This is a genomic window from Sorangium sp. So ce281 (assembly GCF_051527395.1).
GTDB classification, from domain to species: domain Bacteria; phylum Myxococcota_A; class Polyangia; order Polyangiales; family Polyangiaceae; genus Sorangium; species Sorangium cellulosum_B.
Map to the genome: position 1 here is coordinate 11,099,860 of NZ_CP150322.1, position 22,276 is coordinate 11,122,135.

Consider the following 22,276-nt stretch of genomic DNA (forward strand, 5'->3'; position numbering starts at 1 on the left):
ACCGAGGAGGCAGCGCGGTGAACGCCGAGCCCGGACGTCCCTCAGGCCGCCCCCCGGCGCGCTGGCTCGCCGCGCTCGCGCTCGCGCTGATCGCCTGCGGGGGCGCCCCCGGCCCGGGTCGGCCCGCGGCGTGGAACGCGGCGCCCGACGGGCAGCGGGGCGCCGCCTCGGGCACGCGGGCCGAGCGCTACTTCCCGCTCGTCGACGGGCACATCTACCACTACGCGACCCTGCGCGAGGACGGCGAGCAGGGCCTCCTCGTCGCGCGCGTGCACCGCGCGGACGCGCACCGCGGCGAGCTCCGGTTCCCCTCGGGGGTGAAGCGCTTCGAGTTCACCGGCGAGGGCGTGGTCCGCGGCGATACGGGCGTCTTCGTGCTCAAGGAGCCGATCGCGCCCGGCACCACGTGGACCGGCGAGCACGGCGGCCGCGCGCGGATCGACGCGGTCGACGTGGCGATCGAGGTGCCCGCGGGGCGGTTCACGGGGTGCGTGCGGACCGTGGAGGAGCGCCTCGGCGACAGGCCCGCGCGCTACGTGTCGACGTTCTGCCCGGACGTCGGCGTGGTGGTGATCGAGGCCGCGGGCGGGGCGAGCCACGAGCGGGCCGAGCTCAGGAGCTACGCGCCGCCCGTCGACATGGGCCCCGACGGCGTGCGGCGCGCCCCGGCCGACCCGCCGCCCGGCGCAACGCGTGCGCCCTGAGCGCGCCGCGCGTGCTCCGCGGCGGAGGCCGCCCGCGCGCGCCCCGCGGCGGAGGCCGCCCGCGCGCGCCCGCCCGGCGGCGCATCCCGTTGCTTTTTGCGCAGACGCGCAATCCGTGCGACCCGTGCCAGGCCCTTCCGTTTCCTGGGGGGCGGGAAGTAGACTCCCGGCGCCGCTCGCGGCGCGGGCGCACCGCTTGCTGCGAACACGCCGCGCGAACGCTGCTGGCGGCGCCCCTCGAATCACCAAGGACATGAATTACTGGGATTACATCCACGTCGAGGAGCTGCTCGCCCTCCAGGGTGGATTCGACGACGACGAGCAGAAGGTCGGCAACGACGAGGCCCTGTTCATCGTCGTCCACCAGATCTACGAGCTCTGGTTCAAGCTCATCCTCCGGGAGCTCACCTCGGCGCGCGAGCTCTTCCGCCAGAACCCCGTGCCCGATCAGAAGCTCGCCTCCGCGGCGCGCTCGTTCCGGCGGGTCGTCACCATCTTCGAGCAGGCGATCGAGCACTTCCGGGTCATGGAGACGCTCACGACCCGCGATTATCTCGATTTCCGCGATCGCCTCATCCCCGCGAGCGGCTTCCAGTCGGCGCAGCTGCGCGAGATCGAGCTCCTGCTGGGCCTCGACGACGCGCTCCGGATCCCGCTCGGCCGGGAGGGCAGCTACAAGGAGGCGCTCAAGACCGCGGACGGCGCGCCCTCGGCGGCCACGCGCCGCGTGGAGGCGAGGCTCGCGAGCGGGCCGAGCCTCAAGCACTTCCTGGACGAGTGGCTCTCGCGGACGCCGATCGACGGATCGAGCGAGCCGGAGGGCGTCGTGGGCTTCCTGCGCAGCTACACGCGCTCGATGCGCCAGGAGAACGAGCGCCGCGTCCGGATGGCGATCGACAAGGCGCTCACCCCACCGGACGTCGAGCGGCTCCGCGCGCGCTACGAGGCGGAGAGCGCGGCCGCCGAGGCGTTCCTGCTCGCCGAGGACGACCCGGCGGCCGACGCGGCCACGCGCGAGAAGCGCCGGGCGGTCCGCGCGGCGATCGTCTTCATCGAGAGCTACCGCGAGCTGCCCCGGCTCGCGTGGCCGCGCGAGGTGCTCGACCGCATCCTGGAGATGGAGCAGGCCATGCTCATCTGGCGGCAGCGCCACGCGCGGATGGTCGAGCGCGTGATCGGCCGGCGCACCGGCACGGGCGGCTCCGCGGGCGTCGATTACCTCGACCAGACCGCGCTGCGCTACCGCGTCTTCGGCGATCTCTGGACGGTGCGCTCCCTGCTCTTGCGTAAGCCGAGCGTCCCTGAGCTCGAGCACGCATCGGATTACGGATTCCGTGTCGAGGACTCTCCGTGAAATCACTTCGCGATCACTTCTTGCGTCTTGATGCCCGTTCGCTCGGGTTGTTTCGCATCACCTTCGGGCTGGTCCTTATCGCCGACCTCTTCGGGCGGTGGCGATGGGTGCGGGACTTCTACTCGAACGAGGGCGTCCTCCCGAACCACAACCACCTCTTCAACCTCCGGGGCAAACAGCAGGTCTTCAGCCTGTTCCACGCCATCTCGACGGAGGGCGAGGCCCACTTCGCCTTCTCGCTGGCGCTCGTCGTCTACGCCCTGTTCCTCATCGGCCACCGGACGCGCTTCTTCCATGTGCTCTCGCTGCTCGTGCTGGTGAGCCTGACGTCGAGGAACGTCCTGCTGGAGAACGCCGGCAACTACGCGGCGATCGCGATCCTCGCGCTCACGGCGTTCCTGCCGTGCGGGAGCCGCTTGTCGCTTGACAGCCTCCGCGCCTCGCTCGCCCTGCGGGACGAGAAGCGCGACACGGAGCTGAACGACAGGTCGAGGGCCTCGGAGGCCGAGATCGCGGCCGAGCGCCTGCCCGGGTGGTCGCCGACGTCGCTCGCCGCGCTGGCCGTGCTGCTGCAGCTCGCCCTCATCTACCTCTGTACGGCGCTCCAGCAGCGCGGCGAGGCGTGGCGCGACGGGACGGCGTTCTACTATGCGCTCCACGCCGAGCGCCTGGCGAGCGACGCGGGCGTCTGGCTCCGCGACGTCCTGCCGCTCGGCACGCTGCGCGGGCTCACCTTCGGCACGTGGGCCATGCAGCTCGCGATCCCGGCGCTGCTCTTCGTCCCGGCGCTCTTCCGCTGGACGCGCGGGGTCGCGGCCGCGCTGATGGTCCTGCACGGGCTGATCCTCGGGGTCTTCTTCGATCTCGGGCTGTTCGGCTGGGCGCTCGCCGCCGCGGCGCCGCTCGTGGTGCCCGGCGAGCTCTGGGACGCGTACGAGCGCTCCTGGAGCGAGGGGCGCGCGCGCACGCTCGTGTACGACGCCGATTGCGGCGTCTGCCTCCTCATGGCGCGCCTGGTCAAGCGGCTCGATCTGCGCGAGCACCTGACGTTCCAGGGCAATGTCACGCTCGACGAGCTCTACGTCCGCAACCAGACGGGGGCCGAGGAGCGCGTGCCGATGCCGAAGGAGGTCACGCCGGAGCTCGTGGAGCGGACGGCGCTCGCGATCGACCGGAAGGGGCGCGTGTACATGCGGGGCGCCGCGGTGACCGAAGGGCTCCTGGCGTTGCCGCTCGGCTGGCTCGCCTGGCCGCTCAAGCTGCCGGGCGTCTCGCACCTCCTGAACGCGCTCTACGACGTGGTCGCGGCCCGCAGGCACCGCATCAGCGAGCTCCTCGGGCGGCAGGCGTGCGGGGTCCCGCTGCCCGACGAGGGCGACGCGGACGGCGGCGACGCGGGCCCCGCTCCGGACGTCCCTGCGCCGGCGGTGCGGACGGCGCGGCTCGCGCTGGGGTCGCTGCGGGAGGCGGCGGTGCTCGTGGTGCTCGCCGCGGTGCTGGCGCAGACGGCGAAGGAGAACCCGCTGCCCGGCGCGGCGGCCGTCCCGCAGGGGGCGGTGCTCGCGGGCGTGGCGTCGTGGCCGCGCATGCTGGCGAGGTGGAACGTGATGGCGCCCGAGCCGCCGCGGGACAACGCGCTGATGGTGATCGACGGTCAGACGCGCGCGTCGGAGCCGATCGATCCGCTGACCGGGGGGGAGCCGCGGCTCCAGCCCGCGGGGCACCCCGGGGCGCGGCTCGGCCAGCTCTGGTCCGATTACCTCGATCGCGTCCGGCGGCCGGAGTGGTCCGATTACCAGCGGGCCTTCCGCGACTACCTCGCGAAGGGCGGGCCCCAGGCGTCCGGAAAAGGGCGCGAGGCGTCGCTGTCGGGCTTCGATGCGTACTGGGTCTCGGCGCCGATCCCCGCGCCGGGCGAGCCCGCGCCGAGCAGCTTCGAGCGGGACAAGCTGTTCTCGCACTCGCGGGGCGGCACGGGGAAGCTGGGCGAGCGGGGCCTACCCATCGCGCCGAGCGTCCTCCGGCACCACGGCAAGCCGAACTGAGGCGCTCGGATGGGCCGGCCTGACGAGGACCCGAGCGCCGCGGAGCCCGACGCGGCGCTCGGAAGCGGCGCGGGCGCGCCGCCCGGCGAAGGCGCGCCGACAGGGGAGGTTCCGCCCGGCGAGGGCGCGCCGCCGGAGAGCGCGCCGCGCGGTGAGGGCGCGCCACGAGCGCCCGAGGGCGGGGCTCCGAGGCGCCCGGCCGAGGGGCGCCTCCGGCGGGTGGGGCGATGGATCAAGGAGCGTTACTGCACCATCGACGTGCGCACGCTCGGCCTGTTCAGGCTGGTGCTCGGCTTCCTCCTCTCGGCCGACTGCGTGCGCCACTGGGCCGAGGCGAGCTGGATCTACAGCAACGACGGGGTGCTCACCAACCACTATCACCTCTTCCACCCGAGCAGCGGATACAACTTCAGCCTGTATCACGCGTTCTCGTCGACGGCAGAGGTCCACGTCGCGTTCGCGCTCTCGCTCTTCTGCTTCCTCTGCTTCTTCGTCGGATGGAACACGCGGCTGTTCTCGATCCTGTCGTTCGTGCTCGTGGCGAGCAGGGACAACCGGATCGTGATGATCGAGAACGGCGGCTATGTCGTCGTGAACATCATCACCTGCTGGGCCATGTTCATGCCGACCGGCAGGCGCTTCTCCGTCGACGCGCTGATTCGCTCGTACCGCGAGCGGCGGGAGCGGACGGCCGCCGATCTCGCGGATAGGAGGCGCCCCGAGTGGGCCGAGCGGCCGTACGTCTCGGGGATCGTGCTCCTCGCGATCCTGAACCTGGCGACCATCTATTATTTCAACGTCGTCAACAAGTCGGGCCAGATCTGGCGTCGCGGCGAGACGGTGCACTACGTCTTGCACCTCGATCGCATGGTGACCGGGCTCGCCGTCCTCGCGCGGGAGCTCATCCCTTTCTGGGCGACGAAGGGGCTCACCTGGGGCGTGCTGGTGCTCGAGGCGCTGCTCATCACGTGGATCCTCTCGCCCTATGGCCGCCGCTTCACGCGGGCGCTCGCGATGGGGGGGATGTGGGCCCTGCACGGGACGTTCGGGGTGATGATGCGCCTCGGCCCGTTCTCGTGGTTCATGATCGCCTGGTCGTTCCTGCTGCCGACGGCGCAGCACTGGGACGCGCTCGAGCGCTGGTACCGCCGCCGCGCGGCGCCCCGGGTCGTCGTTTATGACGGCGATTCGCCGCTCGCGTTCGCGCTCATGCGGCTCCTTGTCCGGCTCGACGCGCTGGAGCTGCTCCGGTTCGAGGAGGCGCGCGCTGTCCCGGCGGGCGGCGCGGAGGCGGCCGGGGGAGGGGAGCCCCGGCCGGAGCTCTTCGAGGTGCGCGACGCGGGCGACCCGGCGGATGGGCGGGTGTTCCGCGGTGCGGCGGCGCTGCGCGAGATCGTGCAGGCGCTCCCTGGAGGCCGCTTTGCCTGGCCGTTCGTCTGGGCGCTGGCCCTCGGCGCGCCGGGCGCGCTGCTCGGGGTCGCCTCGAGGCGGCGCGACGGGATCGCGCGGTATCTCGGGCTGGATCGGGCGCCGCGCGGGCGGGGCGCGGGCGGGGTGGAGAGCCCGTCGCCGCTCGCGGAGCGCTTCGCCCGCGGGAGGACGATCGCGCGGGAGGCGCTGATCGCGTACCTCGGGCTCTGCGCGGTGAGCCAGGCCATCAACGAGAACAAGAGTGTGCCGGCGTTCCTCAAGCACACTCAACCGAAGTTCGTGCAGGCGACGATCGTGTATCCGCGCATCCTGCAGGGCTGGGGGATGTTCGCGCCGAACCCGATCACGGAGGACGGGTCGCTCAGCGTCGACGCGATCACGGTCGACGGCCGGCATGTGGACCCGTTCACCGGGCTCCCGCCGGATCTGAACCTCTCCGACGCGCGGGGGCTGGGGCTCGGCCAGATCCGCCAGGACTATTTCAACCGGATCCGGCTCGATCGGAACAAGGCATTTCGCAAGCCGGGCCTCCAGGACTACCTGCTCAGGTACCACGAGCGGACCGGGCGGCCGGAGGACGAGATCGTGGCGTACGACGTGTACTGGGTGCGAGATCAGTGCCCGAAGCCGGGGGAGAGCGCGCCGTACAAGAACGAGGCGATCCCGATCCTGTCGTACCGCAAGCCGGGGTATCGGCCGCGTCCGGGGCTGCCGGCGCTGCCGCCGCCGCTCAAGGAAGCGAGCACGGAGAAGTAGGGGCGTGCAGGGGACACCCTGCATCGCCGTCTGGCGACAGGGGCAGCGCGCTCGGCTGCTCCTGGGGCCCGAAGCGTTGGTTCAGGAGCCGGTCGTGGCGAGGAGCTCCCGGGCGTCGCTGATCACGGCGGCGCGGCGGATCCAGCGGTCCAGCTCGTCGAGGTCGGTGCTCGCGAGGACGCGTTCCCGCACCTCGGCGGGGACCTCGAGCCCGCGGGCCTCGAGGAAGACGAGCACGTCGCGCGCCTTGGTCTTCAGGGTGCCCTCGCGCATCCCTTCCTCTCGCCCCTTCGCCACGTAGCTGCGCGCGAATTCGCTCTGAAACTGGTAACCGCTCTTCATCATCGCCTCCAACTTCCGCCTCGCCGCTGCGTTCATCGAGGATAGCACCAGGTCCCCGTAAACGGCCCGGCGCTCCTCATCGAGCCCCTCCGCCGCCCCCGAAAAAAAGGCCACGCCGATCGCCTCCGCCGCCTCGCCCTGCCCGTGCGCCATCGCCGAGAGCACGGCTACCTCGGGCGCTGCCTTCGCTTGCTCGGCGTCGGTGACGACCGGGACGCCCTGGGGCCCGAGCACCAGCGGCGTCAGCGTCCAGCCAGGGTGGCCGGTGTCGATCGGCCGCGAGCACCACCGCGCCATCTCTGCGTTGATGGTCACGACCAGCAGCCCGGTTGGGCAGCGGTGCCGGGCGCGTGTCTGGGTGACGTACACCGGCCAGACGTAGGGCTTGTCCGGGTCCACACCCAGCTGGACCTCGACCACGATGGCCATCGCGGGCTGCTGCTGCTCGCCGACCAGCAGCACGACGACGACGTCCGCGCGGCGGTCGGAGGGCACGATCTCGGTGAAATCGGAGGACTCGACGCGCGCCTCCGTGAAGGTCGGGACCGGATGGCCGAGCGCGTCGTGCAGCATCTCGGCGGCGAGCGTCGGGCGGTTCTTGAACAGCTCCACCAGGGCTTCATGGGTCACTGAGGGCATGGAGTGGTCTCACGAGTGGTTGCAATCATGCTGGATTTGCGTGGCGCGCCAGGCTCATGCGGTGGGGCCCGCAGGAGCCGAGCCGCGTTCTCCCACTCATGAATTCCGGGCAGCTCCTCGGGATCATCACGCCTCGTGATCCGCGGGGCATCGAGGGGCTGTGCGGCTCCGGCAGGCCTGCTGCGCGGCGCCGGCGCCCTCCTGTGCAGCCCTAGCGGTTCTGCTGCGCCGCCTCGACGCCCTCCCGCGCGGCACCGGCAGTCCTGCTGCGCAGCCTCGGCGCCCTGCTGCGCAGCCCCGGCGGCCCTGTTGCGCAGGCCCGGCGACCCTCCCGCGCGGCGTCGGCGCTCTCCTGCGCAGCCCCGGCGGCCCTGCTGCGCAGGCCCGGCGACCTTCCTGCGCGGCGTCGGCGCCCTGCTGCGCAGCCCCCGCGACCCTCCTGCGCACCCATTGAGGTGTCCTATCTTACGATTTTGTGGCTCCTGCGCGGCCCTCGCGACCCTCCTGCGCACCCATTGAGGTGTCCTATCGTACGATCGCGTGGTTCCTGTGCAGCCCCAGTGCAGCCCCAGCGCCCCTCTGCACGCCCAGTTGCTGCCCTGGGTTACCATGGCTCGACGCCTGCGCATGGCCGTTGCCGCTGCTGCACCGCTGCTGCGCAGCCTCGGTGTCCGCTTGCGCGGCGCCTCTGTCTCCTTGCGATCGTGCGACGAATGCGTCGGTATCGTGCTCTCCTGTGACCCGAATCCTGGGCGCCGCCGATTTCCTCATTGAGCGACCGCGCCTCTGCTCGGAGGGGCGCTGACCTCGACAAGGAGACATCTCATCGCCATGGCACCGAACGCACCCACTGCCGCTTCATCCAGGACCAAGAACGCCCGGAGCTCGCGCGCTTCGAGCGACGCCGGAGGCGCGCGCCGATCGTCGGGCGGCGCGCCCGAGTTCACGCTGAGCGCCGAGCGAGAGGCCGAGCTGCTCCGGGAGGCCGAGTCGCTCGGCGATAACGCCTCCTTCTTTCCAGGCAAGCTCGCTCGACGCGTCATCTGGTCGAGCCGCATTCAGCTCGCCGCCGAGCGCGACGCGGCGGATCTCGTGCGCACGCCGTTCGCCGAGGGCGAGCCCCCGCTCACGCGCGAGGAGATCGGCGGGCTTCGTGAGAAGATCGAGCTCCTGCGCGTCGTGCAATCGCGCTGGCAAGCGGCGCAGCAGCGCCAGGAGCGGGCCGCCGCGGCCTTCGTGAAGCCGGCCGCCGAGGCCGTCCAGATCAAGCAATCGCTGCTCCGCTTCTTCGATCTCCGCTTCAAGAAGAGCCCCGAAGGGCAAAAGCGGCTCATGGCGATCCGGGCGGGCAGCGGCGACGCGGATCTGGTCCAGGACGCCTCCGATCTCCTCTTGCTCTGCGCCGAGCACGCGGAGGCCGTTCAGAAGGCGCCTCGCGGCGAGGGCGCCGCGGCGGACCGCCTCCGCGAGCTCTCGCCGGTGCTCGCGCGCATGCTCGCCGACAAGAAGCTCTCTCTCGAGGCGGTGCGCTCGCGCAAGCTCCGCGACGCCGCGTACACCCTCGTCGTGAACGCGGAGCGGAGGCTGCGCGCCGCCGCGGAGTACTGGTACGCGGGCACCGACAAGATGAAGGACTATGCGCCGTTCCCCGCCTCCCGCGGCGCCTACGGCGGAGGAGAAGAGGAGGGGGAGGAGGGCGGCGAGTCGGAGGAGGCCGAGCCGGAAGGCGGCGAGTCGGACGAGGGCGCGTCGGGAGACGGCGAGGCGGGCGATGACGGGGAGTCGCCCTGAGCTCGGGGTTCACGGATCCTCGCTCACCTGTCGGTGATCATCGCGTCCCGCGTCCGAGCGGTGAAGACCGCGGCCCCATGATCGCCAGCGTTCGCCGTTCACCGCCCGGCACCCACGCCGATCTGGGCCACGCTCGCGTCCGTGGCTACCGCTACTGCCACCGGCGCTGAAGGAGGCGAGGGCGGAGACGTAGGATGGTGTCCGGCCGGCCTGCCATCGCCCGCCAGGACAGAAGCAGCGCGCTTGTCCGCTCCTGGGGCGCGAGGCGCTCTCAGGAGTCGGTCGTGGCGAGGAGCTCCCGGGCGTCGCTGATCACGGCGGCGCGGCGGATCCAGCGGTCCAGCTCGTCGATGTCGGTGCTCGCGAGGACGCGTTCCCGCACCTCGGCGGGGACCTCCAGCCTGCGGGCCTCGAGGATGGCGAGCACGTCGTGTGCCTTGGCTTCGAGGATTCCCTCCTTCCGGCCTTCCTGCCGGCCCTTCGCCACGTAACTGCGCGCGAACTCGCTCTGAAACTGGTAACCGCTCTTCATCATCGCCTCCAACCTCCGCCTCGCCGCTGCGTTCAGCGAGGATAGCACCAGGTCCCCGTAGACGGCCCGGCGCTCCTCATCGAGCCCGGCCGCCGCCGCGAAGAATGCCTCGCCGATCGCCTCCGCCGCGTCGCTCTGTCCGTGCGCCATGGCCGAGAGCACGGCGACCTCGGGCGCCGCCTTTGCCTGCTCAGCGTCGGTGACGACCGGGACGCCCTGGGGCCCGAGCACCAGCGGCGTCAGCGTCCAGCCAGGGTGGCCGGTGTCGATCGGCCGCGCGCTCCACCGCGCCATCGCCGCGTCGATCGTCACGACCAGCAGCCCGGTCGGGCAGCGGTGCCGGGCGCGCGTCTGGGTGACGTACACGGGCCAGACGTAGGGCTTGTCCGGGTCTACCCCGAGCTGGACCTCGACCACGATGGCCATCGCGGGCTGCTGCTGCTCGCCGACCAGCAGCACGACGACGACGTCCGCGCGGCGGTCGGAGGGCACGATCTCGGTGAAATCGGAGGACTCGACGCGCGCCTCCGTGAAGGTCGGGACCGGATGACCGAGCGCGTCGTGCAGCATCTCGGCGGCGAGCGTCGGGCGGTTCTTGAACAGCTCCACCAGGGCTTCATGGGTCACTGAGGGCATGGAGTGGTCTCACGAGTGGTTGCAATCATGCTGAATTTGCGTGGCGCGCCAGGCTCATGCGGTGGGACCCGCAGGAGCCGAGCAGCGTCCTTCCACTCATGAATTCCGGGCAGCTCCGTGAGGTCATCACGCCATGTGAACCGCGTGCGCGCCGACGCTCATGGCACGGGGCTGAACGAGAGGGCGCTCGGGCGCACGACCGGAATCAAGCCCTTGACGGTCGCCAACACCGCACCGATGCTTCGGACATGGCGTCCGCTGCGGCGTTTGCGCAGCTGGACGTCCGATTCAGCTTCGGGTTCGACTTCCGGCGCCTCTACTCAGGAGACATGGCGAGAGCGTTGTATTTTCGTTCGGAAAATTGAGGGAATTCCGGGCATATCGCACGGGAAGCCGGGTATCGGCCGAGGTCGAGGCTGCCGGCGTTGCCGCCGGTGCTCAGGGAGGCGAGGGCGGAGAAGTAGGGAGGGCAGGGGGCACCCTGCATCGCCGCCTGGCGACAGGGGCAGCGCGCTCGGCTGCTCCTGGGGCCCGGGGCGTCGGTTCAGGAGCCGGTCGTGGCGAGGAGCTCGCGGGCGTCGCTGATCACGGCGGCGCGGCGGACCCAGCGGTCCAGCTCGTCGAGGTCGGTGCTCGCGAGGACGTGTTCCCTCACGTCGGAGGGGACCTCGAGCCCGCGGGCCTCGAGGAAGGCGAGCACCGCCTGCGCCTTGGCTTCGAGGATTCCCTCCTGCCGGCCCTTCGCCACGTAGCTGCGCGCGAATTCGCTCTGAAACTGGTAACCGCTCTTCATCATCGCCTCCAACCTCCGCCTCGCCGCTGCGTTCAGCGAGGATAGCACCAGGTCCCCGTAGACGGCCCGGCGCTCCTCATCGAGCCCGGCCGCCGCCGCGAAGAATGCCTCGCCGATGGCTTCGGCCGCCTCGGTCTGTCCGTGCGCCATGGCCGAGAGCACGGCGACCTCGGGCGCCGCCTTCGCCTGCTCAGCGTCGGTGACGACCGGGACGCCCTGGGGCCCGAGCACCAGCGGCGTCAGCGTCCAGCCAGGGTGGCCGGTGTCGATCGGCCGCGCGCTCCACCGCGCCATCGCCGCGTCGATCGTCACGACCAGCAGCCCGGTCGGGCAGCGGTGGCGGGCGCGCGTCTGGGTGACGTACACCGGCCAGACGTAGGGCTTGTCCGGGTCCACGCCGAGCTGGACCTCGACCACGATGGCCATCGCGGGCTGCTGCTGCTCGCCGACCAGCAGCACGACGACGACGTCCGCGCGGCGGTCGGAGGGCACGATCTCGGTGAAATCGGAGGACTCGACGCGCGCCTCCGTGAAGGTCGGGACCGGATGGCCGAGCGCGTCGTGCAGCATCTCGGCGGCGAGCGTCGGCCGGTTCTTGAACAGCTCCACCAGAGCTTCATGGATCACTGAGGGCATCGGGTCGTCTCATGAGTGGTTGCAATCATGCTGGATTTGCGTGGCGCGCCAGGCTCATGCGGTGGTCCCGCAGGGGCCGAGCAGCGCCCTCCCACTCATGAATTCCGGGCGGCTCCGTGAGGTCATCACGCCGTGTGACCCGCGTGTGCGCCGACGGTCACGGCACGGGCTTGAACGAGAGGGCGCTCGGGCGCACGAGCGGAATCAAGCCCTCGACGGTCGCCAACGCCCTACCGATGCTTCGGAGATGGCGTCCGGTCTGGCTCTTGCGTAGCTGGCCCTCCGATTCAGCTCCGGGTTCGACTTCCGGCGCCTCTACTCAGAAGCCATGGCGACAGCGCTGTATTTTCGTTCGGAGAATTGAGGCGATTCCGAGCCGATCGTACGGGAAGCCGGGTATCGGCCCAGGTCGAGGCTGCCGGCGTTGCCGGCGGCGCTGAAGGAGGCGAACGCGTAGAAGCAGCCTGGCGCACGGGCCACCTGCCATCGCCTTCCGGCGACAGGAGCAGCGCGCTTGCCCGCTCCTGGAGCCCGGGCGCCCTCAGGAGCCGGTCGTGGCGAGGAGGTCTTGGGCGTCGCTGATGATCACGGCACGACGGATCCAGCGGTCGAGTTCGTCGAGGTCGGTGCTCGCGAGGACGCGTTCCCGCACCTCGACGGGGACCTCGAGCCCGCGGGCCTCGAGGACGGCGAGCACGTCGTGCGCCTTGGCTTCAAGGATCCCTTCCTGCCGGCCCTTCGCCACGTAGCTGCGCGCGAATTCGCTCTGAAACTGGTAACCGCTCTTCATCATCGCCTCCAATCTCCGCCTCGCCGCTGCGTTCAGCGAGGATAGCACCAGATCCCCGTAGACGGCCCGGCGCTCCTCATCGAGCCCGGGTGCCGCCGCCAAGAAAGCCAAGCCGATCGCCTCCGCCGCCTCGCTCTGTCCGTGCGCCATGGCCGAGAGCACGGCGACCTCGGGCGCCGCTTTCGCCTGCTCAGCGTCGGTGACGACCGGGACGCCCTGGGGCCCGAGCACCAGCGGCGTCAGCGTCCAGCCAGGGTGGCCGGTGTCGATCGGCCGCGCGCTCCACCGCGCCATCGCCGCGTCGATCGTCACGACCAGCAGCCCGGTCGGGCAGCGGTGCCGGGCGCGCGTCTGGGTGACGTACACGGGCCAGACGTAGGGCTTGTCCGGGTCGACGCCGAGCTGGACCTCGACCACGACGGCCATCGCGGGCCGCTGCTGCTCGCCGACCAGCAGCACGACGACATCCGCCCGGCGATCGGAGGGCACGATCTCGGTGAAATCGGAGGACTCGACGCGCGCCTCCGTGAAGGTCGGGACCGGATGGCCGAGCGCGTCGTGCAGCATCTCGGCGGCGAGCGTCGGCCGGTTCTTGAACAGCTCCACCAGAGCTTCATGGATCACTGAGGGCATCGGGTCGTCTCATGAGTGGTTGCAATCATGCTGGATTTGCGTGGCGCGCCAGGCGCATGCGGTGGTCCCGCAGGGGCCGAGGGGCGTCCTCCCACTCATGAATTCCGGGCGGCTCCTCGGATTCGTCACGGCGTGTGACCCGCGTGTGCCTCCCGGCGGTCCGGGCACGGGGCTGCGTGTGAGGGCCCTCGGGTAACGAACGGAATCAGGCCCTCGATGGTCGCCGACACCGTTTCGAGGAATCGGACACGGCGTCCGCTGTGTCTCTCGTTCAGCCGGCCCCCAGATTCAGATCAGGGGCCGATTCCCGGCGTCTCCCTCAGAAGATGTCGATGATCATCGCGTCCCGCGTCGGCCCGGTGAAGATCGCGGCCACGTGCTCGCCGGCGTTCACCGTTCACCGCTGGCGCCTGCGCCGATCCGGGCCGCGCTGGCCGGAGCCGCTGCTACCCCTCACAGCCGAGCGAGCCGTCCGTCTTCGAGCAAACTCCAGGGGGATGAAGGTGCATACGCCTCGGTCCCGGCGACGGGCAGGCCTGGCGCATCCGTGAGCTGTTCGAGCCCCTCGTCGCGGAGTCGGATGCCACGTTCGGTGAGGCGGTAGACGAACGACTTCATCACCTCGCCAGGATTCGGGCGAGGCGCGCGCTCCACGAATGCGCTCGAAGCGTGCCTCGCCCATTGGGACAGACGATCTTCCAGGAACAGGTCGCCTGTACAGGAGAGAATTCCTCGCAAGTCCAGTCCAGATTGCGACTTGTCGCAGAACACGGACACGTCAGTGTTGTAATCCTCTGCCGAGAGGATGGTCAGGATGAGCTCGTCGAATCGGCTGAGGCGCAGGGCGCCTTCCGTGGTCGTTCTCGGAAAGAAGCATGACAGAAGCTCCCACAAGGGGGCAAGCTCCGGGAACCCTTCGACACCAGCCATGCAGCTCTCGACGAAGGCCAAGGGATCCTCATCGGTGTAGCTTTCCCAGAGGCGAACGGCACGGTCGTAGCGTTCCACCGGCCAAGGGCGCGACTCGTCGAGACGATCCAGAAGAACCTCGTCCAAATGGTCGGCTACCGATGCGGAGCAGTTGAACCGCGGAACGATCGGCGGCGCTGGAGGCCTCGTTCTTGTGCCGTACACGAACTCGAGCTCGGCGATAATGACGTCACTGCATGCGATCCCGATGTGCCTCAACCAGCTACAGGCCCTCCATAGGTTCACTCGTTCGTGGAGGCTCACTGATGCCCACAAGACAACGGGCAGCTCCCAGCGAACATCCGGAGAGTAGAGCCGATCCCACTTTTCGCCAGAATCATCCCTGTCGGAGCGGTCTTCAGAGAGGGACAACCACGTCTCGCGGAGCCGGTTGTGTTCTGCGGCATCCCGACGGCTCGGTCCGATGACGAGACAGTCTGACGCACGCACGACGTTGGTAGCACCGAGCCGAACCAGGCGGTCTGCTGTTGGAGGATCAAAGGCGACATGTGTCGCATCGAGAAGCGGTTCCACTGTGTCGCAAGTCTAGGACAAGTCGCATGCCGACACGAGCATCGCTGCGAGCCCGCCGCACGACACGAGCGCGCTCGCCTTCTTCAAGCCGCCTCCCATGCTTTCCTCCCCTTCCGGATGCGCGCACCGTTCTCCCACTGGAAGGCGACGTCAACAGGAGGTCTACACCCCCCGTGGTCGAGAAACGCGAAGTTGGGCGACGGGGCAGGAGGCATGGGATCGAGCTCGCGCGTCGGTGGGGGGACCGTTCCATGGAACACCAGCCCGGGGTGCGGATGGAAGCGGAACGACCCGCCGTGCCGGGCGGTATCGCGCGAGGAGCAGACGTTCAGGTGCGCGCGGTCGACGGGCCCTTCGAGCCGCTTCGATCAGAAATGACCGCACTTGTCTCGGTGCAGGTCGTGCTCGGGGGATGTGCGCAGGCTGGCGCCGTCTTCGCGAGCCTCGGCCCGCCGGAGCCACAGCCGCCCGAGGCGCACTCGATTCCAAACCGTGTTGGGGTTGTGCCCCAGCGCCGCGCCGATCTCTCTGCACGTATATCCCTGCGCCTTGAGGGCAAGGACGGCTCGGAACCTGGGACGCACGCGCCTGAGCTCGCGCAGCGCTTCCCGAGCCTCCATCTGCCCGAGCGGCGAGGGGGTGTGGTCTTGAAAGAGGCTTCCCGCGTCCGGCACCAGGACCTCGTACCTCCGCCATGCGCGCGTCACGTAGTGTGAAGCGTGCCGCCAGGTGATGCCGATGAGCCATCGCTTCAAGGCCACGGCGATCGGCACCTCCGGCCGCGGCTGGAACCGCCCGGCACGCATGCTCTGCCACGCCCCGAGCAGGACCTCCTGGGCGACGTCCTCGCGATCCTTGCGCGGCACGCTCCAGCGCCGCAGCACGCCGTCGATGATCGCTTTGTGCCGAGTGATGGCGCCGATGTCCAGCGTGACGAGGGCGCGATGCGCACGCGCGGGCGGTCGTTCGCTGTCCCTACCGGACAGCGTCGTAGTGAGGATCGTCTCCACCGATGGGGTCTCCACGAGACGGAGCGCGGCCGCGCCGGGCGATCGAACGAGCGCGCCCGTGGAGCCGCGCCGCGCACCAGGGCAGCGAGGGATTACCGCTCTGTCTCCTGCGATGCGATCAGTCGTGCGCCTCGGCCTCGACCGGCCCGCGCCGCTCACAGCGCGCTTCCCGGAGGAGCGCGTCGCGCCGCGCCGCGTGCTCTCCACGACCACGGCGCTCGCGGTGCTCGTGCAGGAGACGGCACGCCGATAGCCTTCCTTCGGCGGTCCCGAGATCGAGCATCGCGCGCGCCCGCTCGAGCCTCGGATCCATCCTCGATCGCTCCACACCGGTGCGCGCCCGAAACGGTATCTCGCCCGCGGCGGACATCGCGCGTGCCGTGGGGGTGCTGCCCTGATCCGCCGATCCGAGCGCGGCCGTGGCCTCCAGTCGCCCGATCGCGCCCGCCGGTCTCGCCGATACAGCGCCGTCCTGGCCCGCAGGCGCCGCCGTGATCTCGAACGCTGCCGACGCGAGCCCCAACGCCGCGCGCTCCGGCGCTCCGGCACGCATGGCGCGCGCAAGACGGCGGAAGCGATCGGAACCAAGCTGACAGGGCGCCGCGCCGTCCGCGCTCGCCCAGGCGGTCACATCCATGCCCGTCCAGATGATCCAGGCGCGAAAACAGGTGACAGAATCGACCGGCGCGACGAAGAACGGTGCGCCGGGGTGTGTCCCCAGGGGACGACACGTCGACGCGTCGGTTGGTTGCATTCCAGAGACGACGCCAAAATTGTCGTGCAAAAGCGCGGCGCCACGCGGGCGTGCACCGTTGCCGGACTGGCGACGTCGTTGATAAGGTCGCCTGGATGACGCGCTTGCGCTTGCTGTCGGTCCTGTTGAGGAGTTGCCTTCTCGGCGCGTTGATCAGCGCCACGGCGCCCTCGCGCGCGGCGCCGCCGCCCGGGGGCTCGCCGCCGGCGGCCGCGGCCCTGCGCCAGCAGGCGCGGATCGCCTTCGGCGGGCGGCGGTGGGCGGACGCCGAGGCGCGCTTCGAAGCCGCCCTGGCGGCGCCCGACGCCGCCGGGATGACCGAGGTGCAGCTGGCCGAGGTGCTCGGGTATCTCGGGCTCTCCGAGCTGGAGCAGGGCAAGCACCGGGAGGCCGCCGAGCACCTGGGGGAGAGCCTCGATCACGACGCCGTCCTGAAGGAGGCGCTCGTCCGCCGGTTCACGAGCGGGTTCAACAAGGCGCTGGAGCACGTCGGAAGGATCTACGTGGCTGCCGCCCCGCCCGACGCCGAGGTCCTCCTGGACGGGGAGCCGATCGGCACGGGGGCCACGGTCCTCGAGCTCTTCGTCGATCCGGGGACGTACACGCTCCGAGCCCGGCTGTCGGGCCACGGGGAGCTCTCGCAGCGGGTCGAGCTCGCCGCGGGGGCGACGGTCGGCGCAGCGCTGACGCTCTTGCCCGTGGTCGAGGCGCCCCCGCGCGCCCCCGAGCCGAGCGCGAAGGACATCCGACCGGTCGCGCCGGCCGCGGCCCCGGCGCCGGGGCCCTGGGCGTCGTGGCCGGGGGCGCTGCGGATCGCGGGGATCGCCGTCACGACGGCCGCCGTCTCGTCGGGGGCCGTCTTCATGCTCCGGGCGAGCGTGCTCGACGGGGACATCAGCGAGCGGATCGACGGCCTCAACCGCGATCCCGCGTGGACCTCGGACGCGTGCCGCGAATCGCCGCAGCCCTCCGCGTGCCCCGAGCTCCACCGCCTGCGCGAGCAGCGCGACAGGTCCGGCGTCCTCGGGACCGCCCTTGTCGCGACGGGGGCCGTCGTCGGCGCGGCGACCGCGGCGTCGTTCTTCATCGACTCCTCGTTCCCGCGATCGAAGCCGGCGACGACCGCGCTCCGCGTCGTGCCGGTGACGACGGCGCACCAGATCGGCGTGATGGCGCTCGGGGCGTGGTGAGGGCATGGAGGCGAACATGACGCGGTCTCGGACGGCATGGCGGGGAGCGGCTTCGCTTGCGGTGGCCGCGCTATGCGCGTGCGGCGCGAGCGCCGTCTCGGGGTGCATGTACCTCGGGAGCCATTGCTGGGAAGAGCAGACGTGCGATGAAGGCGCCTCGGCGCTGCCGCCCGCGCCGCCGCCCCCGGCCTCGCCGTGCGAAGGCGACCCGGTGACGGGGCCGGTGCTGGACGGCTGCGGGGTGTTCGTGCGCGCGCAGGGCGACGACCGCCACCCGGGCACGCGGCAGCAGCCGGTGAGGACGCTGGAGCGCGCGATCGTGCTCGCCGCGAGCGGACGGCGCGACGGGGACGAGCCGACCCGGCGCGTGTACGCGTGCGGCGAGACGTTCGAGGAGACGGTCGCGCTGCCCTCGGGCGTGGACCTCTGGGGCGGCCGTCGCTGCGCGGACGGGGACGGGTCGTTCGGGTGGTCGTTCGGGGGGCCCGATCAGCTGACCACCATCGCTCCGGGGCCGGAGGGGATCCCGGTCCGGGTCTTCGCCGCCGAGGGGCGGACGTCGACGATCTACGGGGTCCGGGTCGTTGCAGGCGAGGGCTCGGCGAGCGACGGGCGGTCGTCGATCGGGATGATCCTGAGCCAGGGGGCGAAGGTCCGGCTGGTGGCGAGCGAGGTCCACGCGGCCGGGGGGATGGACGGGGAGCCGGGGGAAGACGGGCCGATCATCGTAGGGTCGGACGGAATCCCCGGCATTTCCGGCGCGGCGGCATGCACGGCAGAAGGCGCGGTGGGTGCTCGCGCGGTGGTCAGGGCCTGCGATGACGGCACCGAGTCGATCGGCGGGAAAGGGGGCAATGGGGGGATCTTTGGGGGGGGAGACGGCCAGCAGGGCGAGCCCTACTCGATCGAGGACCCCTCGCAGTCGGGCCGAGGGGGGCGAGGTGCGGACAGCGGGCGCTGTACGGACGGCCAACCGGGCGCGCATGGTGCGAACGGGGAGCATGGTGCAGACGCCGCGGGTGCCGGTGTCCTCGACCCTAGTGGGTGGGTAGGTGTTCGAGGGACAGACGGAGGCCACGGAGGCCTCGGCTGGGGCGGCGGTGGTGGCGGCGGAAGTAAATCGAGGTTCGCGATGGTGGTGTGCCATGTCGATGACCCCCAGAGCGGCGCCGCCGGCGGCTCCGGAGGAAGCGGCGGCTGCGGTGGACGCGGGGGCAAAGGCGGAGGCCCTGGGGGAGCGAGCCTCGGGATCGTCGCGTTGGAGGGGGCCGAACTCACGGTCCTCGGCTCGATGGTCGTGGCTGGCGATGGCGGCGACGGCGGCGGCGGCGGAAGAGGCCAGGCGGGCGGCATGGGCCATAACGGGGGTCTTGGCGGGCTTTACACGCCATGGGACGACTGGCGCGCGTGCAACGGCGGCAAGGGCGGCAACGGCGGGCGCGGCGGTGACGGCGGCGGCGGGCTCGGCGGGCCCTCGGTCGGCGTCGCCACCGTGGGCGTCACGAAGGTGAGCTTCGAGGCAGGCGCGGTCGTCAGGAATGGACACGCCGGCTTCGGCGGCTCAGGGAGCGATCCGAGCCGCCGCGATCCGGGCACCGCTGGCGCGTGGGTCGTGTTCCCTGCCGTCGATCCGGGGCCACCGCGATGAAGGACCCCCGCGCGGGGGCTCCACGCAGGGAGCGACCGATGAGGATTGCAGAGATGGTGAATGACTCCCGCGCGAGGGCGTCACGTCGAGAGAGAGAACGATGAGGATTGCAGACATGAAGCGCTTGTCCCTCCTGCTGCCGCTCCTGGCGGTGGGGTGCGGGATCGACCTTGGTCCCTACGAGGAAGGCCCTGCGCCGTGCTTCGGCGGGTCGTGCGCGCCCGAGCCGCCGGAGTCGCTCTGTCGCGAGTACCTCACCGCGGATCGCGCGGTGGACGGCTGCGGCGTGTTCGTCCACTCGATGTTCGGCGACGACGCGAACCCCGGCTCACAGGACAAGCCGGTGCTGACGCTCCAGCGCGCCATCGAGATGGCGCGCACCGGGCGGGGGCGTGTGTTCTTCTGCACGCACATGGTCGGCTCGGTCACGGTGCCTTCCGGCGTGGATCTCATCGGGAGCTTCAATTGCCTCGACGGGACGTGGGAGCGCCTGGCCGAGGGGAGTTATCCTGTCATCCAGACGCTCGACGACACGGTGCCGATCACGATCGAGCCGGCGCGGCCCGGCGACACGGGGGCAGAAGACGGGGTGACGACCATCGTCGGCATGAGGGTATCGGCCGGGTCGGAGGTCGCCGTCTTCGTCCGGTCGGGCACCGAGGTGGAGATCCTCGGGAGCCTGATCCTCGGGTCGTCCAGCTACAAGACGGAGCACGGAAAGGATTGGTCGGGCCCGCCCGTGGCGCAGAGAGGCGTGAACGGCAAGGGCGGCGCGTTCGGCTGCACCGGGGAGATCGTGGCCGGCGGGGTTGCCGTGGTGAGCGCCTGTGACGAGGGCCCCGTGTCGATGGGCGGCAAGGGGGGTGATGGAGGTGTCGCCGATGGCGGCGACGGCGCCGACGGTTTGCCCATGCCGAACCCCGACAATCCCCGTGACTCGGGGCTCCGGGGCAGGGGCGATCACGGGAGTGGCAGCTGCGAGGACGGCCAGGACGGGCAATCGGGCGCGCGAGGCGCCGACGGAGCGCCGGGTCAGGGCATGGGTCGCATCACCGAGGCCGGCTGGATCGGAGGAAAGGCGGGCGACGGCGCCACCGGGGAGCCAGGCCATGGGGGCGGCGGGGGCGGCGGTCGCCGAGGGAGCCTCGCCATCTGCGGAGCGGCCAACCTGGCAGGGCCGCCCGGCGGCGGGGGCGGCAGCGGCGGTTGCGGCGGCAAGGGCGGGGAGGGGGGCGACAACGCCACGCCGAGCATCGGGATCCTCGCGCTGCACGCCAAGGTGACGGTGCGCGACAGCGAGGTCGCCACGGTGTATCCGCTGGGCGCCGGGAGGGGCGGCGCGCCGCAGGTCGGCGGCAACCCGGGCTTCGGGGCGGCCGGCGCCTACTGGCCCGACGGCTCCGGCCGCGCGTGCGACGGCGGCGACGGCGGCTACGGGGGCTGGGGAGGCTACGGCGGCGGAGGGCGCGGCGGGGACTCCATCGGCATCGCCTACCTCGACGAGGACCAGCTCGTGCTGGAGAACGTCACGTTCGATCTCGGCGAGCCCAGCGAGGGCGGTATGGGCAATCCCAACGATCCATCGACGTGGGGGGAGCGCGGCAAGAGGTACGAGACCTATCGCTTTCCCGAGTGAAGGGGATCACCGCCGGCGCGGCCTTCGCGGTGCTCCCCGCGGAGGCCCGCGGCGCGTCACTTCGGCCTGAGCTCCGTGAGGACGAGCAGGTACTCCGGCGGGTTGTTCGGCGACAGCTTGGCGTACGGGTTCTCCTTGGTGGGAAGCCGGTGAAGCGCTTCGTGCTGTACTCGCCCCACGACGGGTTCTTGAAGAGCGGGATCACCGGCGCGTTCTGCGCGTAGAGCACCTGCACCTCGTCGAGGATGCGCTTCTGCTCCGCACCCCCGAGAGGTCGAGCGCGGGGGGGGGCTTCTTCATGATTCCGGACCTCCTCCTTCATGCTCCATGTCGGAGAAGAGGCGCTGTCTGAAAGTTAACCATGTTGACAAACCATCGTTGAAAGCGATAGAGGTCGTAGTGTCGTCCTGAGCTTGAAATCGATTCACTTCCCCTCTGCCAAGGAGCTCCTTCCATGAGATCGAATCCGCTGATGAACAGGCCCTGGAGCGCTCATCTCGGCTCGGTGTTGGCGCTGATCGCCGCTCCCCTGGCGCTGGGCTGTGTGAGCGAGATGGGCGAGGAGGGCGCGGGGACCCTGGACGAGCCCGTCGGGGAGGCCCAGGCGGCGATCGGCTGGTCGGGGTACAGCTGGGGATGCGGCGGGAGCTGCGACCTCAACCTGGGGACGGACGTCGACCGGACGTGTTTCCTCGCAGGCGTCTGGGGCAAGCTCGGGGCCAGCTCTCAGGCCTCGGTGCGCGTGGAGCGGTCCGGCGGGGACTGGATCCTCGACGTCGACGCCGCCAGCGGCCAGAACCTGGGCGCCAACGCCGTGTGCGTCAACACGGCGGAGAACAGGACGAGTCAGTTCACCTGGACCTGGGGACCGGGGGACGGCCTGCCGACGAGCATGGGGTTCGGCACGTCGTCACGGCGGTGCTTCCTCACGCAGGTGATCAGCAACGGCGCGTTCAGGTTCAACAACTGGATCACGGACTACGCGAGGGTGCGAAAGGACGCCTCGGGCGAATGGTTCCTCGAGGGCGTCAGCACCACGGGCGTGGACACCCCTGTGACGGCCACGGTGAAGGCCATCTGCGTGGACGTGCCGCAGAACTACGGTGCATGGCAGTGGCTCGCCGGCAACAACCATCGCATCGATCCTCTGGCGAGCAATTCGGTCGGCGGGGTGGCGTGCGGCATGACAGGGCTGGGCGGGCCCTTCACGTCGAACAACTGGACCGATGGCGTCTGGCTCGAGTACAATCCAACGACGCTCGACTGGGAGCAGCACACCGTCAACAACAAGACGGCGTGGTCGCAGTGCGTCCGGTAACCGGCACGGCGGCTTGACGGAGGAATGCCGTACAGGGCCCGGATCCGGCGCTCGGCGGCGGCGACGCCCCTGCATGTGCGGTCGTCTGCGGGGGCGAGCGTCCCCCGCGCCCCCGCGGCGGCCCGGCGTCTTCAC

The 22,276-nt window shown here is 70.9% G+C and carries 16 protein-coding genes and 1 pseudogene; 9 read left to right on the forward strand and 8 right to left on the reverse strand.

The genetic code is table 11. The features are described from left to right. Positions 1-17 precede the first annotated feature (17 nt). From WMF27_RS42615 to WMF27_RS42630, 4 genes are all read left to right on the forward strand, one after another. Positions 18-704, forward strand: coding sequence for a hypothetical protein (locus tag WMF27_RS42615; protein ID WP_437763169.1), 687 nt, complete (start codon positions 18-20; stop codon positions 702-704). 253 nt (positions 705-957) lie between these two features. Next, positions 958-2,058, forward strand: coding sequence for a tryptophan 2,3-dioxygenase family protein (locus WMF27_RS42620; RefSeq protein WP_437763168.1), 1,101 nt, complete (start codon positions 958-960; stop codon positions 2,056-2,058). Further along, positions 2,055-4,103 (forward strand): DCC1-like thiol-disulfide oxidoreductase family protein, encoded by a 2,049-nt coding sequence (locus WMF27_RS42625; RefSeq protein WP_437763167.1) that lies wholly within the window; start codon positions 2,055-2,057, stop codon positions 4,101-4,103. Before WMF27_RS42620 ends, WMF27_RS42625 begins: the two co-directional genes overlap by 4 nt. 9 nt (positions 4,104-4,112) lie before the next feature. Next, entirely contained in the window at positions 4,113-6,290 is a 2,178-nt protein-coding gene (locus WMF27_RS42630) for a hypothetical protein (RefSeq protein WP_437763166.1), read from the forward strand. Between the two features lie 81 nt (positions 6,291-6,371). On the opposite strand, the gene WMF27_RS42635 is transcribed toward WMF27_RS42630, so the two are convergent. Continuing rightward, a complete protein-coding gene (locus tag WMF27_RS42635; RefSeq protein WP_437763165.1) occupies positions 6,372-7,271 on the reverse strand; it encodes a hypothetical protein in 900 nt (299 codons plus the stop codon). An 831-nt stretch (positions 7,272-8,102) separates the two neighbouring features. Between WMF27_RS42635 and WMF27_RS42640 the strand changes: the two genes are divergently transcribed. Next, positions 8,103-9,062 carry an ATPase gene (locus WMF27_RS42640; protein WP_437763164.1) on the forward strand — a complete coding sequence of 320 codons (960 nt, stop codon included), beginning with the start codon at positions 8,103-8,105 and terminating at the stop codon, positions 9,060-9,062. A 271-nt stretch (positions 9,063-9,333) separates the two neighbouring features. On the opposite strand, the gene WMF27_RS42645 is transcribed toward WMF27_RS42640, so the two are convergent. The 6 genes from WMF27_RS42645 to WMF27_RS42670 form a co-directional block, all read right to left on the reverse strand. Continuing rightward, on the reverse strand, positions 9,334-10,230 hold the full coding sequence (locus tag WMF27_RS42645; RefSeq protein WP_437763163.1) for a hypothetical protein: 897 nt from the start codon (positions 10,228-10,230) through the stop codon (positions 9,334-9,336). A 544-nt stretch (positions 10,231-10,774) separates the two neighbouring features. Next, positions 10,775-11,659: a hypothetical protein gene (locus WMF27_RS42650; RefSeq protein ID WP_437763162.1), complete on the reverse strand. Its 885-nt coding sequence runs from the start codon at positions 11,657-11,659 to the stop codon at positions 10,775-10,777. A gap of 541 nt (positions 11,660-12,200) precedes the next feature. Continuing rightward, positions 12,201-13,082, reverse strand: coding sequence for a hypothetical protein (locus WMF27_RS42655; RefSeq protein WP_437763161.1), 882 nt, complete (start codon positions 13,080-13,082; stop codon positions 12,201-12,203). A gap of 453 nt (positions 13,083-13,535) precedes the next feature. Next, positions 13,536-14,138, reverse strand: a complete 603-nt coding sequence (locus WMF27_RS42660; RefSeq protein WP_437943532.1) for a hypothetical protein — start codon at positions 14,136-14,138, stop codon at positions 13,536-13,538. Positions 14,139-14,953: 815 nt separating this feature from the next. After that, positions 14,954-15,595: an RNA polymerase sigma factor gene (locus WMF27_RS42665; protein WP_437763159.1), complete on the reverse strand. Its 642-nt coding sequence runs from the start codon at positions 15,593-15,595 to the stop codon at positions 14,954-14,956. A gap of 118 nt (positions 15,596-15,713) precedes the next feature. After that, on the reverse strand, positions 15,714-15,908 hold the full coding sequence (locus WMF27_RS42670; protein WP_437763158.1) for a hypothetical protein: 195 nt from the start codon (positions 15,906-15,908) through the stop codon (positions 15,714-15,716). A 536-nt stretch (positions 15,909-16,444) separates the two neighbouring features. Here WMF27_RS42670 and WMF27_RS42675 point away from each other — a divergent pair. From WMF27_RS42675 to WMF27_RS42685, 3 genes are all read left to right on the forward strand, one after another. Beyond that, positions 16,445-17,539, forward strand: a complete 1,095-nt coding sequence (locus WMF27_RS42675) for a PEGA domain-containing protein (protein ID WP_437763157.1) — start codon at positions 16,445-16,447, stop codon at positions 17,537-17,539. A gap of 106 nt (positions 17,540-17,645) precedes the next feature. Further along, on the forward strand, positions 17,646-19,187 hold the full coding sequence (locus tag WMF27_RS42680; RefSeq protein WP_437943533.1) for a hypothetical protein: 1,542 nt from the start codon (positions 17,646-17,648) through the stop codon (positions 19,185-19,187). A 115-nt stretch (positions 19,188-19,302) separates the two neighbouring features. Continuing rightward, positions 19,303-20,823, forward strand: a complete 1,521-nt coding sequence (locus tag WMF27_RS42685; RefSeq protein ID WP_437943534.1) for a hypothetical protein — start codon at positions 19,303-19,305, stop codon at positions 20,821-20,823. Between the two features lie 56 nt (positions 20,824-20,879). Here WMF27_RS42685 and WMF27_RS42690 read toward each other — a convergent pair. Next, positions 20,880-21,085, reverse strand: a pseudogene (locus WMF27_RS42690) (ABC transporter substrate-binding protein); the annotation flags it as partial. A gap of 192 nt (positions 21,086-21,277) precedes the next feature. Here WMF27_RS42690 and WMF27_RS42695 point away from each other — a divergent pair. Next, positions 21,278-22,141, forward strand: coding sequence for a hypothetical protein (locus tag WMF27_RS42695; protein WP_437943535.1), 864 nt, complete (start codon positions 21,278-21,280; stop codon positions 22,139-22,141). The last annotated feature ends 135 nt before the right edge of the window (positions 22,142-22,276 follow it).

Bases quoted from the DNA above. Each gene is read 5' to 3' on its own strand.
- WMF27_RS42695 (WP_437943535.1), top strand. From the start codon at position 21,278: ATGAGATCGAATCCGCTGATGAACAGGCCCTGGAGCGCTCATCTCGGC.
- WMF27_RS42675 (WP_437763157.1), top strand. From the start codon at position 16,445: ATGACGCGCTTGCGCTTGCTGTCGGTCCTGTTGAGGAGTTGCCTTCTC.
- WMF27_RS42670 (WP_437763158.1), bottom strand. From the start codon at position 15,908: ATGGATCCGAGGCTCGAGCGGGCGCGCGCGATGCTCGATCTCGGGACC.
- WMF27_RS42680 (WP_437943533.1), top strand. From the start codon at position 17,646: ATGTACCTCGGGAGCCATTGCTGGGAAGAGCAGACGTGCGATGAAGGC.
- WMF27_RS42650 (WP_437763162.1), bottom strand. From the start codon at position 11,659: ATGCCCTCAGTGATCCATGAAGCTCTGGTGGAGCTGTTCAAGAACCGG.
- WMF27_RS42630 (WP_437763166.1), top strand. From the start codon at position 4,113: ATGGGCCGGCCTGACGAGGACCCGAGCGCCGCGGAGCCCGACGCGGCG.
- WMF27_RS42640 (WP_437763164.1), top strand. From the start codon at position 8,103: ATGGCACCGAACGCACCCACTGCCGCTTCATCCAGGACCAAGAACGCC.
- WMF27_RS42655 (WP_437763161.1), bottom strand. From the start codon at position 13,082: ATGCCCTCAGTGATCCATGAAGCTCTGGTGGAGCTGTTCAAGAACCGG.
- WMF27_RS42620 (WP_437763168.1), top strand. From the start codon at position 958: ATGAATTACTGGGATTACATCCACGTCGAGGAGCTGCTCGCCCTCCAG.
- WMF27_RS42685 (WP_437943534.1), top strand. From the start codon at position 19,303: ATGAAGCGCTTGTCCCTCCTGCTGCCGCTCCTGGCGGTGGGGTGCGGG.
- WMF27_RS42645 (WP_437763163.1), bottom strand. From the start codon at position 10,230: ATGCCCTCAGTGACCCATGAAGCCCTGGTGGAGCTGTTCAAGAACCGC.
- WMF27_RS42635 (WP_437763165.1), bottom strand. From the start codon at position 7,271: ATGCCCTCAGTGACCCATGAAGCCCTGGTGGAGCTGTTCAAGAACCGC.